At 68.2% G+C, this 18,220-nt stretch carries 21 protein-coding genes; 6 read left to right on the top strand and 15 right to left on the bottom strand.

The window, feature by feature from the left end; translation table 11 throughout:
- Both IH09_RS35085 and IH09_RS35090 read left to right on the top strand, forming a co-directional pair.
- On the top strand, positions 1-310 hold a 310-nt coding region (locus IH09_RS35085; RefSeq protein ID WP_275126214.1), incomplete at its 5' end, for a GTP-binding protein.
- On the top strand, positions 307-1,140 hold the full coding sequence (locus IH09_RS35090; RefSeq protein WP_052861803.1) for an urease accessory protein UreD: 834 nt from the start codon (positions 307-309) through the stop codon (positions 1,138-1,140). The genes IH09_RS35085 and IH09_RS35090, both read left to right, overlap by 4 nt.
- 978 nt (positions 1,141-2,118) lie before the next feature.
- On the opposite strand, the gene IH09_RS35095 is transcribed toward IH09_RS35090, so the two are convergent.
- From IH09_RS35095 to IH09_RS35110, 4 genes are all read right to left on the bottom strand, one after another.
- Positions 2,119-2,391 (bottom strand): hypothetical protein, encoded by a 273-nt coding sequence (locus IH09_RS35095; protein WP_052861804.1) that lies wholly within the window; start codon positions 2,389-2,391, stop codon positions 2,119-2,121.
- Between the two features lie 91 nt (positions 2,392-2,482).
- Positions 2,483-2,743, bottom strand: a complete 261-nt coding sequence (locus IH09_RS35100; protein WP_052861817.1) for a hypothetical protein — start codon at positions 2,741-2,743, stop codon at positions 2,483-2,485.
- 110 nt (positions 2,744-2,853) lie between these two features.
- On the bottom strand, positions 2,854-3,060 hold the full coding sequence (locus tag IH09_RS35105; RefSeq protein ID WP_205379639.1) for a hypothetical protein: 207 nt from the start codon (positions 3,058-3,060) through the stop codon (positions 2,854-2,856).
- Between the two features lie 22 nt (positions 3,061-3,082).
- Positions 3,083-3,643: a DUF5994 family protein gene (locus IH09_RS35110; RefSeq protein ID WP_052861806.1), complete on the bottom strand. Its 561-nt coding sequence runs from the start codon at positions 3,641-3,643 to the stop codon at positions 3,083-3,085.
- A gap of 272 nt (positions 3,644-3,915) precedes the next feature.
- Between IH09_RS35110 and IH09_RS35115 the strand changes: the two genes are divergently transcribed.
- On the top strand, positions 3,916-4,440 hold the full coding sequence (locus IH09_RS35115; protein ID WP_052861807.1) for a DUF5994 family protein: 525 nt from the start codon (positions 3,916-3,918) through the stop codon (positions 4,438-4,440).
- A gap of 97 nt (positions 4,441-4,537) precedes the next feature.
- Positions 4,538-6,784 (top strand): APC family permease, encoded by a 2,247-nt coding sequence (locus tag IH09_RS35120; protein ID WP_094793356.1) that lies wholly within the window; start codon positions 4,538-4,540, stop codon positions 6,782-6,784.
- A gap of 496 nt (positions 6,785-7,280) precedes the next feature.
- On the opposite strand, the gene IH09_RS35125 is transcribed toward IH09_RS35120, so the two are convergent.
- From IH09_RS35125 to IH09_RS35175, 11 genes are all read right to left on the bottom strand, one after another.
- Positions 7,281-8,522 (bottom strand): PP2C family protein-serine/threonine phosphatase, encoded by a 1,242-nt coding sequence (locus IH09_RS35125; protein WP_052861819.1) that lies wholly within the window; start codon positions 8,520-8,522, stop codon positions 7,281-7,283.
- A gap of 576 nt (positions 8,523-9,098) precedes the next feature.
- Positions 9,099-9,689 (bottom strand): DUF5994 family protein, encoded by a 591-nt coding sequence (locus tag IH09_RS35130; RefSeq protein ID WP_052861808.1) that lies wholly within the window; start codon positions 9,687-9,689, stop codon positions 9,099-9,101.
- Positions 9,690-9,981: 292 nt separating this feature from the next.
- Complete coding sequence (locus tag IH09_RS35135) at positions 9,982-10,404, bottom strand: YjbQ family protein (RefSeq protein ID WP_052861809.1); 423 nt, start codon at positions 10,402-10,404, stop codon at positions 9,982-9,984.
- Positions 10,405-10,518: 114 nt separating this feature from the next.
- Positions 10,519-10,791 (bottom strand): hypothetical protein, encoded by a 273-nt coding sequence (locus IH09_RS35140; RefSeq protein ID WP_052861810.1) that lies wholly within the window; start codon positions 10,789-10,791, stop codon positions 10,519-10,521.
- Between the two features lie 402 nt (positions 10,792-11,193).
- On the bottom strand, positions 11,194-11,817 hold the full coding sequence (locus tag IH09_RS35145; RefSeq protein WP_052861811.1) for an ATP-binding protein: 624 nt from the start codon (positions 11,815-11,817) through the stop codon (positions 11,194-11,196).
- Between the two features lie 214 nt (positions 11,818-12,031).
- Positions 12,032-12,769 (bottom strand): class I SAM-dependent methyltransferase, encoded by a 738-nt coding sequence (locus tag IH09_RS35150; RefSeq protein ID WP_052861812.1) that lies wholly within the window; start codon positions 12,767-12,769, stop codon positions 12,032-12,034.
- 57 nt (positions 12,770-12,826) lie between these two features.
- Positions 12,827-14,224: a hypothetical protein gene (locus tag IH09_RS35155; protein ID WP_190233506.1), complete on the bottom strand. Its 1,398-nt coding sequence runs from the start codon at positions 14,222-14,224 to the stop codon at positions 12,827-12,829.
- Positions 14,221-14,985, bottom strand: coding sequence for a hypothetical protein (locus IH09_RS35160; protein ID WP_240150725.1), 765 nt, complete (start codon positions 14,983-14,985; stop codon positions 14,221-14,223). Before IH09_RS35160 ends, IH09_RS35155 begins: the two co-directional genes overlap by 4 nt.
- Before the next feature lie 39 nt (positions 14,986-15,024).
- Complete coding sequence (locus IH09_RS35165) at positions 15,025-15,609, bottom strand: CYTH domain-containing protein (RefSeq protein WP_052861813.1); 585 nt, start codon at positions 15,607-15,609, stop codon at positions 15,025-15,027.
- 160 nt (positions 15,610-15,769) lie between these two features.
- Complete coding sequence (locus tag IH09_RS35170; protein WP_016578925.1) at positions 15,770-16,069, bottom strand: hypothetical protein; 300 nt, start codon at positions 16,067-16,069, stop codon at positions 15,770-15,772.
- Positions 16,070-16,148: 79 nt separating this feature from the next.
- A complete protein-coding gene (locus IH09_RS35175; protein ID WP_052861814.1) occupies positions 16,149-16,658 on the bottom strand; it encodes a nucleoside-diphosphate kinase in 510 nt (169 codons plus the stop codon).
- A 401-nt stretch (positions 16,659-17,059) separates the two neighbouring features.
- Here IH09_RS35175 and IH09_RS35180 point away from each other — a divergent pair, with 401 nt between their 5' ends.
- Positions 17,060-17,719 (top strand): NUDIX hydrolase, encoded by a 660-nt coding sequence (locus IH09_RS35180; RefSeq protein WP_052861815.1) that lies wholly within the window; start codon positions 17,060-17,062, stop codon positions 17,717-17,719.
- Complete coding sequence (locus IH09_RS35185; protein ID WP_052861816.1) at positions 17,716-18,129, top strand: NUDIX hydrolase; 414 nt, start codon at positions 17,716-17,718, stop codon at positions 18,127-18,129. Before IH09_RS35180 ends, IH09_RS35185 begins: the two co-directional genes overlap by 4 nt.
- Positions 18,130-18,220 lie beyond the last annotated feature (91 nt).

The raw sequence follows: 18,220 nt of genomic DNA on the forward strand, positions 1-18,220 counted from the left end.
CAACCTCACCGCCACCTTCTCCAAGGGCCTGGTCGACGCGCAGATCTTCGTGATCGACGTCGCGGGCGGCGACGACATCCCGCGCAAGGGCGGCCCCGGCGTCACCACCGCCGACCTGCTGATCGTCAACAAGACCGACCTCGCCCCGTACGTCGGTGTCGACTTGGAGGGCATGGCCCGCGACGCCAAGGCGCAGCGCGGTGCACTCCCGGTGGTGTTCACCAACGTCAAGTCCGAGGGCGGCGTCACGCCCGTCGTCGCGTGGGTCCGCGCCCGCCTCGCCGACTGGGCCGTGAGCGTCGCCGCATGACGCTCACGGACGAGAGGAGCGCCCCGGAGGTCCGGCAGGACCCGGTGGCCGGCGTACACGCCACCGCCCGCATCACGGCGGCCGACCGCGGCGGCGTCACCACCCTGCCCGTCCTCGACGGCGACGGCCCCTTCGAACTGCGGCGCCTGCGTGCTCGGGGAACCGAGGCGCGAGTATGCATCATCGGCGCCATGAGCGCCCCGCTCGGTGGCGACCGGCTCCGCATCGAGGCCACCGCGCAACAGGACACGGCGCTCCACCTCACCTCCGCCGCCGCGACCCTCGCACTGCGCGGCGCCACCTCCGCACCCGCCACCTACGACGTCCACCTGACCGTCGCGGACCGCGCCGAACTCCGCTGGCTGCCCAAGCCGCTGATCTGCGCGGCCGGGAGCAACCTGCGCCAGAGCTGGACCGTCGACCTTGCCGCCACCGCCCGGCTCGTCCTGCGCGAGGAGCAGATCCTCGGACGTACCGGCGAGCCGTCCGGCCACGTGGCCACCCGGCTCACCGTCCGGCGCGCGGGACGCACCCTGCTCGCCCAGGAGGCCGAGTACGGTCCTGGCGCACCCGGCTGGGACGGCCCGGCCGTCCTCGCGGGTCACCGCGCAACCGGTCAACTTCTGGTGGTCGACCCGGCCTTCGAGAACGCCCCTCCGCCCGTGCAACTCTTCGGCGACGCACCCGGCGACTGCCATGCGGTCCTGACCCCGCTGGCCGGTCCCGCCGTCCTGGCCACCGCCGTCGCCCCGGACGGCCTGCGCCTGCGCCGTCTCCTCGACACCGTGCGGGCCGCTGTGCCCCGTTCCGCCCCGGTGGGTCGGCAGTGACCGTCCAACCGCCCGGTCGGCACGGATGCCGAAGCACGGCGGTCGGTGGCGGACACAGCCTCCTGCCGCCGTACCGGTGTTCGCGGACGCCTCGCGCCGGCCCCGCAGCGGAGTGTGGCGCACGTCCCAAGGCCGACGTCTCGCGATGCGAGACGACGAGCCGGTGGGGCGGGCGGGGTGAGGTTTGCGCCCCAAGTCGTCGCGCAGACCGGTGCGCTATGGCAAGCGAATGGCACGTGGTCCGAAATTGGACTGGACAGCAAACAAGGCCCAGGTCGCCGACCTGGGCCTTCATCATGGAGCGGGTGACGAGAATCGAACTCGCGCTCTGAGCTTGGGAATCAAGGGCGCCTCGGGGCGCAATGGTGCTCTGAACTGCGACTATCTGGGCGCGGGAGCCTTGCCGGAGGTAGCCGGTTTGACCGCCGCTGACCCTGGTGTACCGCGCCAAAGGGCTGGGGTGGGGCTGGCCTGCGATGGGATGGGGGCGGAGGTGACTCGCGTGGGCCTGATCCGGATGTGGAGGGGTGCGGTGGGTCTGCGCCGGCGGTGAGGTGTGCATGAGCAAATGTGGTGGGCTACTGGATGAAAAGTCCCGACGGACACGTGACCGACGGTCCTACGCAGTCGGCCACAGTCCACTCATGCCAGGCCGGAGGACATCTGGCTGGCGTCGGGTCCACCGCCGGCCAGTCCGTGCCACGTCGTCCGCTCACGCATCGCTCACGCATGGCGGACGGCTGACCAGCCGTTTGAGGCGGTTGCCCGCGAATAGGCATCGCACCTTTGGCGGCGGCGGCCACTCGATCCGTGTTGCCAACGGCCCGGCGTACACCCGCCGGGACCGCACTTTCATGTCGTTGCACGTGAGTGTGCGCGGACCCGCCTCTCATACCATGCGTGAGGCGCTTTTACGGCATAAGGGCGATTACGTGGCAATGGGGTGGCTCGGCTTCCGGAAGCGGCCTTCGTGTCGCGTCAGCCCCGTTCCTCCTCTTCGGCTTCCAGGAGCCGGATTCCCTGGTGCGTCAGCGTGACCATCACGGGGGTGTTTCCCTGTGCCCAGTCGACGGTGACCAGCCCTTCGCCCACCAGGTATGCGCAGGCGGCGGCCAGGTCCTGCTCGGGGATCTGAAGATCGTCGCGCAGCTTCGCCCCGGTGACGCCAAGGAATCGATTGCCTTCCGTGGTCTCGTACAGAGCCTTCATGATCGTCTCGCGGTAGTGCTTCCGCTCGTGCGGTGTTGCCATGATTGCCGCTCACTCGCGCCGGGCACCGACTCGGTGCCTGTGAGCCAGGCGCGGTAGTACGCCTGCCCCACCGCCCTTGCGGGCTCTCGCTTCAGATTTCGTCTGTCTGTGTGCGGGCGTCCCCGGAGGATCGACTGGATACCAGCCAGGGCTGCGCCGGCTCTGGTCTGTGGGTGGTGTCGACGGTGAGGTGGAGGCGGGTTCCGCCTGAGTCGTCGACGGGGTAGCTGCGCTGTTCGGTGGCGGCGAAGCGACGACGGAGGGCGTCTGCGACCTGACGGGCGGCGTCGGGGGACGCGGCGACGATGCGTACGTCGGCGCGCCCCGCTGAAGGGTGTTCTGGCGACTTCATGCTGACCTCGCTCATGGGGACCTCGCTCATTGGGGGCGACAGGAGGACGTGTCGGTGGGTGTGATGCCGTCGCCTCACACCCACCGCCCCCAGCCAGAAACAGGTCGGTGTCATCCGCGGCCACCGGCGTGGCGCTCGTGGCGGTCGGCCGCGGGTGGTTCAACGGGCTCGGTCGGCCGTTTGCTGGTGCGGCTCCGCAGTCCGGATCCGGGCAGGGCGTCGCTGAAGGGGGAGGCGGCGATCCGCTCGTCGTGCTGCGCGTCGAGCCGATGGATCAGGAACATGCCCGCGACGATCGCGATGCTGATCACGGTCACGGTGATGATCGTCCCCACGCCCTCACATCCCTCGGGCGGAGGCCGAGAGCCCGCCTGGGATTCCTGGCGCCAAGGCGGCTCCGCCCTCGCTCTCCCACTCTTCTTCCCGCCACAGCGCCTCCTGCGCGTCATGGGTGGTGTGCTCGCTCGCCATGAGGGCGCTGGCGGTCAGGAGGCCGCCTGGGGTGGATGCAGCCGACATCAGCCGGGCCGCGGCAGTCGGATCGGTCTCCGGCGGGATCACCAGCAGGTCCCAGCGGCCCATGGTGCAGGAGAGGAGGATCAGCTTGTTCGGGTCCTGCTCTTCCGCGAACCAGCCCACGTGCACCGTGTGCCCGGCCACAGGCACCTTGCGCGGCACCACGGGCCAGTAGGTCGGGTTCACCGTGACATAAGTGATCCGGCCCCAGCGTGCGTCCAACACCGCTATCAGGGCGGGAAGTTCACGGAAGAGATCGCGAGAGCGGGGCCACCAGGCACCGTCCAGGAGACCCGGAGGCGATCCTGCCGGAGCAAAGGAGAGGCGGGCCGGTGACGAAAGTACGCGCCCGCTGACGCTCGTACGCTCGATGGTCGCGGTCATGGCGCGAACCTGTCCCCGGGGCTCGTCTTCGACGCCCCGGTGTTGTTGATCACCGAGAACGACAACGGCGTGGCAGCCGGCATGCGAAGTACTCCCGGTCTCTTCACCCTACTCCGGCCGGCGGTCCGTGAAGGTACGTGTGACCAGGAAGTTTCCCGGCGAACGCGGATCCGGCTCCGCGGCGCGCCCGCGCCCCGGCGCGCGGAGTACGGTGAAGTGACGAGGTCACCTTGCCGGGCGGACGCACCGCCCTGGAAGGCGGGCGAACACACATGGCCGACTCCGACACTCCCGGCGTCCCGCAGCTTCTGCCGGACGCGGTCCACCACGCCGTCAGGCCCGGGACGGCCCTCTTGAGGCTGGTGACCACGCAAACCCGCGAGCAGGTTCTCGACGGCGCGTGGTGGCCGCGGTCCCGCGACATCGGCGCCGAGCTCCCCAGCCTGATCGCCGCGCTGACCGAGCACCTCGGACCTGTCCTGCGCGTCGGCCTCGACGCCGGCGCTTGGGAAGAACTACCGACCCGCCTGATCATCGACGACCGGGTCGTGCACATCGACTCCTACCCGGTCGGCGACGACACCGTCCTCATCACCCGAGGCGACCAGGACTACTTCTCCCTGCTCGTGGTCCCGCCGCACGCGACACCTGAAGCCGCCCGCTCCGCGATGGCCAGGGCCGTCCAGGCCGACAACGTCACCCACGCCGAGCAGATCCTCATCGACACCGGCACCCATCGGGCATACCCGGTTCCCGCGGAAGAGCCTCGGACGGGCCGTGAACCCGGCGAGCGGTGAGGTAGCCGTCGAGGCTTCGACGCTCCTTTGACGACAGGGACGCAGGTCGCCTCGAAGGTGCGGTTCCGACGGACACCAATAGGTGACACTACGTCACATGTCACATGTGCAGAGTGATGGCGGTGGCGAGGGCCGGGACTCCGGTGCGCTGAGCCCTTCGGCCGCCCTGCCGGGGCTCGACGAGGAGCAGCTGGGGCTGCTGCGTCGGGTGGGGCGTGAATGGGGGCGGGTGTCGGCTCCCGAGGCGTGGCACCGGGCGCTGCCCGTGGATTCCGATCTGGGCCGTTTTCCGTCCCCCGCGGAGATCCAGCCTGTCGGGTGGGGTCGTCTGGTCAGCGTCTCGCCTCTCGGCGGGCGGCCGCCCGCCCCCGGCGAGGCCGCGGGAGAGCTGCCGCCCGGCCGACTGGGCCGCTTCGGCTACCACGTGCGACGCGTCGTCCTGGGGGCCGCCCTGAAAAGCACGGCGATCGCGCAGGAGCGGATGCGCAAGCTGGTGGCGTTGCCCGTCCTGTCCGCCGACGCGCTCTCCTCGGTTGCCTACGGGCCCGAGGCCATGCTCGCCGTCCTCGTGCTCGGCGGCGCGGCGGGACTGGCCTGCTCCGTGCCGATCGCCGCCACGATCGCCTTCCTGATGCTGGCGGTGGGGGTGTCGTACCGCCAGACGATCCGCGCGTATCCGTACGGCGGCGGCTCGTACATCGTCGCCAGCGACAATCTGGGCCGCGTTCCCGGACTGATCGCCGCCGCCGGCCTGATGACCGATTACATCCTCACGGTCGCCGTGTCGATCGCCTCCGGGGTGGCGGCGATCACCTCGGCGGTTCCCTCACTCGCCACCGACGCGGTCCCGATCGGCGTCGGTGTGATCGCCCTGCTGCTCGCCGGGAACCTGCGAGGCATCCGGCAGGCCGGCGCACTGTTCGCCGCGCCGACCTACGCCTTCATCATCGCGGTGTTCGCGCTCGTCACCGTGGGCCTCGTCGACGCCGCCGGCCGCGGTTTCCACCCCACTGCGGCTCCGCACCTGAACGCCACGGAGAGCGTCGGTGTACTGCTGGTGACGCGCGCCTTCGCCTCCGGGGCCACGGCGATGACCGGTATCGAGGCGATCTCCAACGCGGTGCCGGCATTCAAGCCCGTGGAGTGGCGCAACGCCCGTACCACGCTGACCTGGATGATCGGCCTGCTCATCGCGCTGTTCGCCGGCACGATCGCCATGGTCCGACTCGACGGCGTCGTGCCCGGCACCCAGGAGACGGTCCTCTCCCAACTCGCCCACCACAGCTTCGGCTCCGGACCGCTGTACGCCCTCACACAGGCCGCCACGGCCGCGGTGCTGCTGCTCGCGGCGAACACCGCCTACAACGACTTCCCCCGCGTGCTGTTCCTGCTCGCCCGCGACCGACACGCCCCACAGCTCTTTCTGCGCCTGGGCGACCGCCTCGCCTTCAGCAACGGGATCATTCTGCTGACGATCGCGGCGACGCTGGTCTACGTGGCCTTCAACGGCACGACCGCGTCCCTGATCCCGCTGTACGCCGTCGGCGTCTTCCTGGCCTTCACCCTGTCCCAGGCCGGAATGGTGGTCCACTGGTGGCGCCTGCGTGACCGCCACTGGCGCAAGAGCCTGTTCTTCAACGCCACCGGCGCCCTGCTGTCGGCCGTCGTCTTCCTCACCGCCGGCCTCACCAAGTTCACCGAGGGCGCATGGGTCGCCGTACTCGCCGTCGGACTGTTCCTCGTGGTGACGATGCGCATCCGGCACCACTACGAGACCGTGGGCAAGGCTGTTCGTCTGCACCCGCACGCCATCGAGCTGCCCACCCCCACCCTCCCGGCCCGCCCCGTTCTCAACGCGGCACCGCCTGCGGCGACAACTCCCCCGTCCAGCACGGCACTTCCCGACGCCCGGACGGAAGAAGAGGACGAGGAGACACCCCAGGAGATCCGCCACCTGTCGGTCGTCCCCATCGCGGCCATGGACCTGGCCGGCATGCGCGCACTGGCCTACGCCGCCTCGCTCCACCAGCCCGTACTCGCCCTCCACGTCAGCCCCGAAGAGGACGAGGCCGAACGCTTCCGCCAGTACTGGACCCTGTGGGGCGACCACCTCCCGCTGGAAGTCGTGGTCTCCCCCTATCGCGCGATCGTCGCACCACTCGTCCACTACATCGAAGCCCTGCACGCGAAGCGCCCGGACCTCACCGTGACGGTCATCGTGCCGGAGATCGTCACCATGCGCCGGCGTTACCGCCTGCTGCACAGCAGGATCGCCCCACGGCTGCGGCACGCCCTGCGCCCACTGCCGAAGATCGTCATCACCACGGTCCCCTTCCACGTGTAGCCACCTCCCCGTGGCTGTGTCGGTGCTTTGCGGCCTGCCGACCAGGACGTGCCGGTGACCTGAACGGTGTGCGATAACTCGGGCGGCCCATCGGGGGTGGAGGATGATGTGCTGGCCGGTGGCTCGCTGCGGGGGCATGGCGTTCTCCGCCCAGACGCATGTGCCGCAGGAGGTCCGGTACCCTCCAGCCGGCCCATTTCCGTGAGTTGGGGCACGCGGCGGGAACGGGGGTTCGCGGCGGAATTCCTGGCCCTTGTTGACCGCTGTTTACCGGTCTGTCTGGCACGGAAGTGGCACGGTGGCTCGCGGAGGCTGTGGTGTCGCGCGATCTGGGCCGTGCACAGGGCTTTTCAGGTGTTCGAGCCTGGCCGAACGGCTGTGGATCGCTGACGTGAAGGGGACCGCGCAGACTCCGTGTATCCCGGGCGCCGCGAGAAGCAGCAGCGGCGGGAGAGCTGGCCCGGTACAGCCATCGCATGGTGGTGCGGCTGTCGGCTCACTCCAGGACGGCGAGGTGGTCGGCGGCGCCCCCGCGCCACTCGATCAGGAAGAGGGTTGCGTCGTCGCTGGTACTCCCGCCCCGCTCCTGTTTCAGGGTGTGGGAGAGCGAACGCACCACCGCCCGCGGCCCCTTCCCTGCATGCTCGATGCGGTTGACCCAGTGGATGAGTTGTTCCTCGCCGAACTGCTCTTCGCCGGCTTCGTGCTCCTCGATCAGGCCGTCGGTGAAGCACAGCACCCGGTCGCCGCGTTGGAGCATCTGCTCGCTGATCTGGGGCTCTTCACCACCGAAGCCGACCGGCAAGGTGGTCGGGCTCTCCAGTTGCCGGACGACCTGGCGGTTGCGGATCAGCAGCGGTGCGGGGTGGCCCGCGTTGACCCACTGCAGGTGGCCCGTTGTGATGTTGAGGCGCATCATCTGCGCGGTGACGAAGTGGTCGGGTCCGAATTGCTCGGCGATGGCCCGGTCCATGAACGCGTAGATCTCGGACAGACCGACTTCGGCGCGTCTGGCGTGCCGGTAGGCGCCGATGGCGACGGTCGCCATGGTGGCGGCATCCAGGCCGTGGCCCATCGCATCGACCATGGCCACATGCAGGATGTCCTCGTTGAGGGCGTAGTCGAAGCTGTCGCCGGCGACGTTGTAGGCGGGCTCCAGGATTCCCGCCACCGCGACCTGCGGTACGGACATCGCCAGCGGCGGCAGCAGGGACCACTGGATCTCCGCGGCCAAGCTCATCGGTTCGCGGCGCCGGGTGAGGAAGAACTGGTCGGTGTAGCTGTGCTTGGTGACCAGCATGTCGGCGACGAGGCCGGCGAGTCTGCGCAACAAGCGCCGGTCATCGTCATCGACGGTGTCCATGGTGAGAGCCAGCACACCCACCTGGTCGCTGCCGTCCAGCAACGGCAGATACATCCGAACGCCGTCGTCCTGCGATACCTCGACAGGGGCCCCGCACAGGAAGGCCGTGCCCGCGTGCGAGTCATCGATCAGCTCGGGCCGGCCGACGGTCAGCCGCCTACCTGGCAGCGGCACCAGCAGCAACTGCGCATAGTCCTGGAGGAGGATCGAGACGTGACGGCCGCCGACCCTCGCCACCTCTTCCGCGACCAGCGGGGCGATCAACTGCGGCGGCATCTCGTGCGCCCGGTCCAGCAGCACCCCCAGCAGTCGCTCGCCGAACCCTTCCGACCGGTCCACCGCGCCCGTGTCCGCCGGCCGCTCACCTGCCGCCATGCCCATGCCCTTTCACCCAGCAGCCTCATTGCGACTTCACCCGGCCATGGCGGCCGTCTCCAACGGGTCGGTCACCGGGCAGCCTGGCGTACGACTTCGGCGGCTTGGCGCCGGTAGCAACGGTGCGCTGGTCTGGATGAGGGTGAGGGGATGGGGAACCGGTCCGTGAATGGCTGAGCGCAGGCGGGAGGCAACGAGGCCCTGCCGCACTCCACGGTCGGAGTGTTCGAGTCCGTTGCGGCCCTTCGGCTCCTCCCGCTCGGTGAGGGGCCGGAGCACAAGTTCACGCCTTGCTCGGCGGCCGCCGGCCGCGCAAGGACTGGCAGACCCCCTCATGCGACTGTGCACGCGGGCTCCGGAAACCACCGTGATCGACTCGCACAGAGTGACCCGGCCATCCGGGCCAGAGGGCTGATTAAGCCAGTTGCGGCGTGTCAGACCCCTTCAGGGCACTCGGCTGAACGGCGTGCGGTGGAAAGGTCCGGATAAGAGATAAGCCCCAGGCTGTTGGCCTGGGGCTTTCCTCTGGAGTGGGCTGCGGGACCGACTTCGCGCTCCCGATGACTGACACGATGCTCAGGCACCTTTCGTGGCATCTGGTACCTGGGCAATGGCTGCTTGGGCGGGCGAACGTGAGGTCGGCAGGCTTGCGCCATGGCCGCCTTCGGAGTCCCAGACCGAGACCAGGGACAGTTCCATCTCCTCCGCGATCCGGCGTTGCTCCGCTTCGTCCATCAGGGCGCTCGCGGTGAGGGTGCACCGCGGATCGGCGGCCTCGGCCATGAGCCGGGCGGCCGTGGCGGGGCTGGTCTCCGGAGGGATCACCAGGAGGTCCCAACGGCCGACGGTGTAGGAGAACAGCAGCAGCTTGTGGGGATCTTGCTCGGCCTTGAACCAGCCGACACTCACCACATGCCCGTCGACGGGCACCTTCCGTGGGATGACCGGCCAGAACGTGGGGTTCACCGTGGCATGGGTGATCCGCCCCCACAGTGGGTCGAGGACGGCCGTCAGTGCGGGCAGTTCCGCCGCGAGGTCACGGGAGCGGGGCCACCACGCACCGTCGAGCAGAGCCGGAGCACTGCCGGCCGGCGCCAGCACGAGTCGCAGGGGCAGCGAAGCGGTCCGGTCTTCGACCGCCGGCGTATACGCAATGGTCGTGGTCATGACGCGGACCCTGCCCCGGGCCAACCGTAACCGGCCCGGTGTCGTGAATCGCCGAAAACGACACGAGCATGGGAGCTGGTGTGCGGAGTGCCCTCGGTAATTCCAGCTTACTCCCGGTAAGGCCCGCTGGACCGATGCGGAGCGACGTGGGTGCACGACAGAGAAGACCTTGGAGCAGTCGGCCCGAGAATCGCGAAGGGGCAGAGCCTCCCGTGCGGGCAGCCGGACGGTCTCGTGTGACATCGGCTGCCAAAAGGGGGCTGTCAGCCGCAGGACGGCGTGGGCCGTCCGGTCATCCGAGGAAGGACAGCCGGACTCGGCGCTCGGGACTGTCCCGGTCGGTGTTCACCAGTACGACGGACTGCGAGGTCCCCAGCTCCAGCTCACCGTCGACTACGGGCAACGTGGCGTGTGGCGGGACCAGAGCCGGGAGTACGTGGCCGTTGCCGTGGCCTGGACCGCCGTGGCGGTCCCGCCAACGGCCGTCCGCGGGAAGAATGTCGCGAAGCGCCGCCAGCAGGTCATCGCCACTGCCCGCGCCGGTCTCGATGATGGCCAGGCCGGACGTCGCGTGGGGGGTGAAGACGTTCAGCAGTCCGTTTCGCCCGTGAGCGACCTCCCGGAGGAACGCGGAGCATGCGTTCGTCAGGTCGTGCATGGTCTCCGTGGCGCCGGTTGCAATGTCGAGGGTGCGGGTGGTGAAGGTGCCAGCCATGGTTCACCGGTACCCCTCGCGGAGGAAAAGCACTAACGGCCGGATGGGTTGTTCCTCCGGGCCTCCGCCGATAGGGGCACGTGCTCCCGGTTCGGACGCCGCCTGAGCAGGGCGTCAACTGCGCTCTTCTTCTTCGGCCTCCATACACCGGATGCCTTGGTGCGTCAGCGTGACCATGGCCGGCGTATTGCCCGCGGTCCAGTCGACCGTGATCAGGTCCTCGCCCACCAGATACGTGCAGGCGGCAGCCAGATCCTCTGCCGGGATCGCGAGATCTTGGGCCAGCTTGGCTCCGGTGACACCCAGGAGGCGGTTGCCTTCAGTGGCCTCGTACAGAGCCTGCGTGATCTTCTCGCGGTACGCCTTCCGCTCGGTCAGTGATGCCATGACTGCTACCTCCGGGGAGAACGGTGTCGCGCTCATCGCGGCGGAGAAGTGCCGGATGCCCGGTCGAGGGGCCGGCTCTGTCACAGCCGCGTATCTGAGGCCCGGCTTCCTCGGACCTCGTCCGCATGCGGACGGTCACGCGCGGCTGACTCGCTGGTCACCAGCCATGGCGCGGCCGTCGTGTTGGGCTCGGTTCTGATCTCTCCACACGGGGTGGCTCACCTTCCGGACGCGTGCAACCACCATCCGGAGCAGAGCCATCGAGACGCAGGGTGGGGATGGATCCCACAGCCCGCGAAGGGGCTGTGGGAGGACATAGGTCCAACGCGCCCTGTGCAAGCCACGGAGGGGGACACGACTCTCGTCGCCCATCGCCGGTGTGGCAGCCGCTTGTCATTGTCATCAGCTGCCACGGAGGGCCTCCCGGGTGTCACGGATCTGCGCCGGGTGCTCGCGATCAGGCCGCAGAGCTGAGGATATGCGCGTAACAGCCGACGAATGGCGCCCGTGACCAGCACGGCTTCCTACGCGTACGGTCGTCAGGGGCTTGCGGGCTGGGCCCAAACGGCGGGCGATAGCTCTGGCGGCCCGTCGGGGGCGGAGAATGAGCCGTTGACGGATGACTCGCTGTGGGGGCATGGCGATCTCGGCCCAGACGCATTTGCCGCAGGTGGTGTGCTCGGCCCCGTGGCAGAGGGACAGGCGGTCGATGAGTGCCATACCGCGCCCGGACTCGTCCTCCGAATCCGCCCAGTGCGGAACAGGGAGGACGAGCGAACCATCGTAGACCTCGACGAGGATTCGCCGTCGGCTGAGGTTGGCGGACACCGTGATGGTGAGCACCGTGCCGGTGCCGTGCCGCACCGCGTTGGTGACCAGTTCCGAGGTGATGACGGTCAGTGCGGTATCGGAGGACTCGTCGAGGCGGAGCCCCCACTTTTTCGCCAGACCCTGGAGACGGCGACGGCTGATCGGCACAGAGGTTGGATCGCGGACCAGAAGGAAGCTTTGGCTGTGGAGGCGCATGCCGGAGACCCTTCGACGGACTTCAGACCGGGGCTTGAGGCGAGGGGAGATCGCTGAGCGGCAGGCCGACGTGATTCACGGAGGATGCCTCCCTCAGCGGGGACGGCTGTGTGTGCGTGGGCGCCGCATGCCGACCGTTGTCGGTATGACAGCCCTCAGGGGGGAGTGCGGCCGGGGAGTTCGCTATCCGGGTGGTCTGTGGGCTACGTCATCGCTACTTCGTGGCGATGACGTAGACGCTTCCCCAACGGCGCTTCGGGTTGGCGACCGTGGGGTCGAAGGTCCACGGCTCCACGGTGGCGAAGCCGGCCTCGGTGAAGAACTGGACGAGCTTCTCGTAGTCGTAGGCCCAGAGGTGGGGGGTGTACTTGGGATCGTCGTCCTGGTCGCGGAAGACGAGGTTGACGAGGTCGAGCCGGGTGTTGATGTCGGTGCGGCAGTCGCGCTTGGCATACCAGCGCTCGACCATCTCGTCGGCGGGGTTCAGCGGCCCGGGGTACTGGCTGAGAGCGAAGGCAGCGTCGGGGACGCCCGTGATGATCTTGCCGCCCGGTGTGAGTGAGCGGTGGGCCTCGCGGACGTAGTTCTTGGCGGAGCGGGGGTAGTCGATGTGCTCCAGGAAGTGCTCGGAGAAGATCAGCTCGACGGTGTCGTCATGCAGGGGGATGCCTTCGCTGACATCCCAGAGCAGGTCGGCCGGCGGGACGGCGTCGATGTTGAAGAAGCCCTCGATGCGGTGGGTTCCGCCGCCGATCTGGACCTTGGAGGGCTTCTGGTCGATGCGGCCGTCGGGCCAGGCGCGCTGGCTGGCGTGGTGGTAGCGGTGGAGTTCGATCTCCTTGGCTGTGTGGCGGAGTGCTCGGGCCAGGCCGTGGGTGGTGGAGGGGTCGCTGAGCAGGGCGTCGATCTGCTCGCCGAGGAGGTCGACGGAGGGCAAGCCGAAGTAACTCATGGCGGGGCTCCTGGGAAGAAGAGGCAGCAGAGCAGCTGTTGGTGAAGGCGGCAGTGGTTACGCGGCGCTGGGCGCCGGGGCGGTCCACTGGTTGTTGCGCATGAGGGTGTACTTGATGTCCACCAGCCGCGGGGCGATGGTCAAGGAGAGCTGCTCGGCCGGATGGAGGTGGCCGGCGTCGTCCTGTTCGGCGCGCCAGACGCGGTAGTCGAGGTTGGGGTAGGCGGGGTTGATGCCGATCTCGCCCTTGGGCATCGTGCCGTTGAACGGGGCGACGATGTCCATGTGGTTCCAGTAGTTCCAGGCTTGCAGGGCCTTGTACTGGTCGAAGTAGAAGTAGAAGTCGGGGTAGCGGCCGAAGGTGCGCAGTTCCCGGTGGATGAGGTGGCCCAGCAGGGGGCCGAGCTGGGTGGCGAGGGCGTCGAATTCCCAGCGTTTGTGATGCCAGGCTTCCGGGGCCTCCCCAGGGGCGAAGAGTCGGGCTGCGATGAGGTGGCTGATGCGTTCGACCAGGTAGTCGGCCGCGTGGTTGATCTCGATGGTCGGGTCGACCTGGTGGATGAGGTCGGCCAGCTGGCCGGGCCCGGGGCGGAACCTCGCGAGGTCGAACTTGCCGGCCATGTTCGGGTAGGAGGCGAAGAGCATCTCCTTGTACAGCCAGTTGTTCAGCTCTCCGATGTCGGCCAGACGTCGCGTGTGCTGCGAGGTCGAGTGGAGCATCAGGTACTCCGCCAGTGCCTCGAAGTACAGGTAGCCGAGGATGGGTAAGCGGGGGATGGTCTCGTCGAGCAGGCCAAGGAAGGGCCTGGCAGCGATGTGTGTGCCTCGGTAGGCCACGGCTGCTGCGGTGGCGAGGAACGCAGCAGAGTTCTTCACCCGGGCCACGACGGTCTCGCGTAAGCGGTGGCGCTCGCTTTTGCTCAGCAGGTATTCGAGGTGGCAGTAGATCCGTAAGTGGATGAGGCCCAGTCGCAGATAGTCCACTCCGGCCAGCCCTTGGTACGCCTGCGGTGGGGTGTTGATCTCGAAGATCAGTGGGGTGGGTACCCGGTCGGTGACGCCGAGCTTGGCCAGAAAGGCCGGCGCCTCCTTGGTCAGGACGTATGCGGCCAGGTTGTGCATCCGCAGGCCCCGGTCCGTAGCCGTGAGCGGGGCGCAGTAGATGCTGCCGACGAGGCAGCCGCCGGACGGGTAGAGGACGCCTTGCTCGTTGATCTGTTCAAGGGCGTGGGTGACGTGGAGGAGGTGCAGTCTGCTGTTGCCGTTGAGGGCCTCGAAGAGGGAGTTCTGCCGCAGCAGGTGCCCGTTCGGTGTGGCGGCCAGTCGCTCGTCCCAGGTTGCCGACCGCTGGGCCAGCGGGTCGTCTGTGTCGGCGGGGCTGGGGATGAGGGTGGTGTCGTAGAAGGCGTGGGCGTCGGCCCAGAGGTGGTAGGCGTCGAGGAAGTCCACGGTCACGCCAGCTCCTTCTCCGCAAGCGCGTACAGGACGGCCGCCGGGCTGTGGGCGCCGGCCAGGTGGGCCTTCTCGGAGATGCTCACGAGGTCGAATGCGAGGCTGCGGAACGTGTCGAAGGCGGGCTCTTTGACGTGCTGGGCGTTCGGCCACCACCTGGTCTTCGGCAGGCGGTATCTGTCCAGGGCATCGGCGGCCTTCACCACGTCGCAGATGATCTGGCTCCGCAGATAGTCGGCCTGGTCGTCAGGGCTGAATGCGCCGTAGGGCACGTCGTGCAGTCGTATGGCGGTGGCGGCCCTTGTGACGCGGCGCGGTGTGGCCGTGAGGTCGAAGCGGCCCCAGACGGTGTCCGCGTTGGCGGCGAGCCATATCGCCGCGCGTTCCCCGTGTCCGCGGTCGTCCTTGTCGTGATGGCGCTGGTAGTCGTGGACGGCGGCGGCAACGATGGCGGTGGTGGTGTCGGAATCGTCCAAGCCGTTCGCCTCGGCGAGGATGGCGGCCAGTGCTGCGGTGCGCATGGCGTGCCGAACGCCGTGGATCGAGTCGTACAGACGAGGCTCGGCCATCCAGTGGCGCGGTAGTGCGGCTCGCCGCAGGAGGTTCTGCGAGAGCATCCGGAGGACGGGCTGCGGCGACGGCAGGAGATCGGGCCGGTTCGTTGTGATCCAGTCGATGGTGGCCCGGTCCATGTACTGGTGGAGCGGCAGCTGCCCGCGGGCAGCAAGATCGATCAGGCTTGCGGTCGTTGGGGTCGTGCTCATCAGTGCCCACCCCCTGGTGGTCTCCGCGGTGACGTGCTCCTACCGGATGGGCGCGGTCTGCCGCTCGCGCTCCTTGCGTTCCTTCTCAGCGGCTTCGAAGGCGGCGGTGAACTCGGCCAGCTCCTGCTCGGTCATCAGGGTGACGCCCAGCTCATTGGCGACATCCGTGATCTTGGCGGCTGCCTCGGCACGAGCGGCGTCGGGGGCGTCGTCGTCCAGCAGGACCTCGAATTCGGCGTGGCATCCCCATGCCTCGCTCCACTTGACCGCGATCTCGACACCGTCGAAGCGGAAGTTGTGCCGAAGGTTGGACGCCTCGTGCATCTCTTCCTCGAACCCGAGAGCGTTGAACAGCTTCACCGCGGCGCCCACGTCGGCCGGGGCGATGGCGAACTCGGTCTCCGCGAATGCGGCGCCCTGGCCGATCTTGCTTCCCTTGAGGGTGATCTTGGCGGTGCCGGCAGCCGTGTTGTCGGTGACCTTCAGCAACTGGTCCGGCAGTACGTAGAAGTAGATGTGCTTGTCGTCGGGGCCCAGGTCCTCGCCGTCCCTGTTCAGACGGTCGACGAGCTGGTCACGGGCTTCCTTGCTGAAGCGGGCGCGCATCTCGATCTCGATGGGCATGGGCGTATCGCCTCCTGAATCAGGCATGACGGAGCCAGCCGGACCGGCGCCAAGGGGGTGGCCGGTTCGGGCGGCTGCTGCTTCTGCGGTTGTGGGTAAAGGGCGGGGCGGTGCGGCCGTCACTCGGCCTGGCTCACCACCCCGCCGGATGGATCACTGGTCAGTCCAGGTCGCCGAAACGTTCCCGAACCACGCCCTCGTGCAGGTAGGTCGGGAGCTGGATGCCCCCCACCGACGTGCGGCTGGTGGCCACCTGGTCTTCGGTGTCGCTGGGGAAGCCCTCCAGGAGTCGCAGGCACTGCTGCACCCACTCACGGGACTTGGGCCGGTCCCCCAGGTCGCGGTGGCGTACCGCCAGGGCGTACGCGGTCTCGGTGGCCGCCCACCGGTCGGTCGTCAGTTCACGCTGGAAGACGGACTCCAGCTCCTCGGCGGAGGCCAGACGGGTTTGGATGGTCATGGTTTCCCCTCTGAAGTTCGGTCGTGCACTGGTGGTGCTCAACGCATCGGCGTCCCCGCGGTGACGCCGTAACCCGCCGCTAGTAGGTGTAGATCTCCGCGAGGGTCTTGTAGTCGTGCAGCTCGTCCTTGTCGAACCACAGCTCGACCTCCTGCTGCGCTTCCTCCTTGTTGCCGGAGGCGTGCACGAGGTTCGCCACGGCCTTGCCCGAGGCGATGCTGCCGGCGGCGCTGTAGTGCGAGAAGTCGCCTCGCACCGTCCCCGCCGGCGCCTGGTTCGGGTACGTGCTGCCGACGATCTTCCGCACCGTGGCGATGGCGTCGAACCCTTCCAGCACCAGCGCGATGACCGGCCCCTGCTGCATGAACGTCGACGTGACGCGGTAGACCTCCGACCCCAGCCGCTCCTCCAGATCGAAGTAGTGGCGCCGGGTGAACTCCTCGTCCATCGACTTCATCTTGGTGCCGACGATCTTCAGTGCGGCTTCCTCGAAACGGGTGATGATCCTTCCCGCCAGGCCACGCACGAGCGCATCGGGCTTGAGCAGGACGAGCGTGCGCTCAACGGGGTGTGCCTGATCCTCAGCCATGAGTTCCCTTTCGCTTGTATGCACAGAGATTGACGGCGGATCAGCCGCCAGGTAGCTGAGGTTACCGGCGCCCATTTGCTCGACCGGGCGCTCGGACCTTCCCTCGGATGGCGCACACCGGAAGGCGGCACGATAGGGCTGAAAACAGGGATCCGTTTCAGCCAAGTTCATTGGCCTGACTACTCGTTGGGGTTGCTCACCTAGACTCTCCCTTTGGTCGACCGGCGCTCAAGGGCGCATTCGGTTGGCCGCTTAGGGCGATTCCTGCGACTCACTCCGCCCTGGTGACCATCATTCTTCCGAGTCACCTGCGGGACGGCCATGAACCGCCAGTGCAGCCGGAGTGCACCTTTAGTGCGCGAGTTCCTGCACTGAGAGCGCGACGAAGGCGGAGGGCGGACGTGGATGTGATCGAGCTCTGGAACGGCCGCCACGCCTGCCTGCTGCAGTCCGCCCTGCGCCTCACCAATGAACAGTTCGCGGCCCGGCTCGGCATCGCGGTACGGACCGTGGCGGCCTGGCACTCCGACCCGGCCGTAGTGCCGCGCAAGGAGATGCAACAGCTCCTCGACACCGTCCACGAGAAGGCCCCGCCAACGGCACGACAGCGGTTCGCGCTCCTGGTCTCCGCTGAACGCGGCTCGTCCGCACCGGGCCCAGCAGGTGCGCAGGCCCTGCGCGTTGCGATCGCCGTGGTGATACGTGACAGCGAGGTGCTGCTCGTCTGCCGACGAGACGATGACGCAACGGGCCTCAGCTGGCAGTTCCCGGCGGGCGTGATCAAACCAGGCGCCAGGGCCGAGACAGCGACCGTGAGAGAAACGCTGGACGAGACCGGTGTGCACTGCGCGATCCGGCAGCATCTCGGAAACCGGCTTCACCCGGTGACCGGCGTCCAGTGCGAATACTTCCTGTGCGAGTACCTCGCGGGCCAGGCCACCAACTCCGATGCCGTCGAGAACATCGACGTGATGTGGGTTCCCAGAAACGCGGTGACCCGTTTCATCCCCGTCGATACGATCTTTCCACCCGTGCTTGCCGTCCTGGAGGAGCAGACGTGACGCAGCAGACAGCCGATGAGCGACCCGGCATTGCGGCGGCCATCATCGTTCACGAGGGACGCGTTCTGATGGTCCGGCGCCGGATCAGCGAAGGGAAGCTCTCCTGGCAGTTCCCGGCCGGCGAAGTCGAGCCCGGCGAAACCCGCGAGGACGCCGCCGTGCGGGAGACCAAGGAGGAGACCGGACTGAACGTCTCCGCCGTCGAGCTGCTGGGCGAGCGTGTCCACCCGGCAACGGGCAGGCTGATGTCCTATACCGCCTGCGAAGTGCTCAGCGGAACCGCGCATGTCGCGGACACCGAGGAACTGGCCGAGCTTGCCTGGGTGGCTCACGGACAGATCCCCGAGTACGTCCCGTACGGCTTGTTCGGGCCGGTGCAGGAGTACCTGGATGCCGCTCTCGCCAGCTAGGACTTGTCCGGTCGATCATGTGACTGCTCTGTGTTCGGATCGTTGATGTGGGGTATGGGGCGGGGTGATCTGAGTGATGCGGAGTGGGAGC

The sequence above is a fragment of the Streptomyces celluloflavus genome (assembly GCA_000720995.1).
Taxonomy (GTDB): domain Bacteria; phylum Actinomycetota; class Actinomycetes; order Streptomycetales; family Streptomycetaceae; genus Streptomyces; species Streptomyces celluloflavus.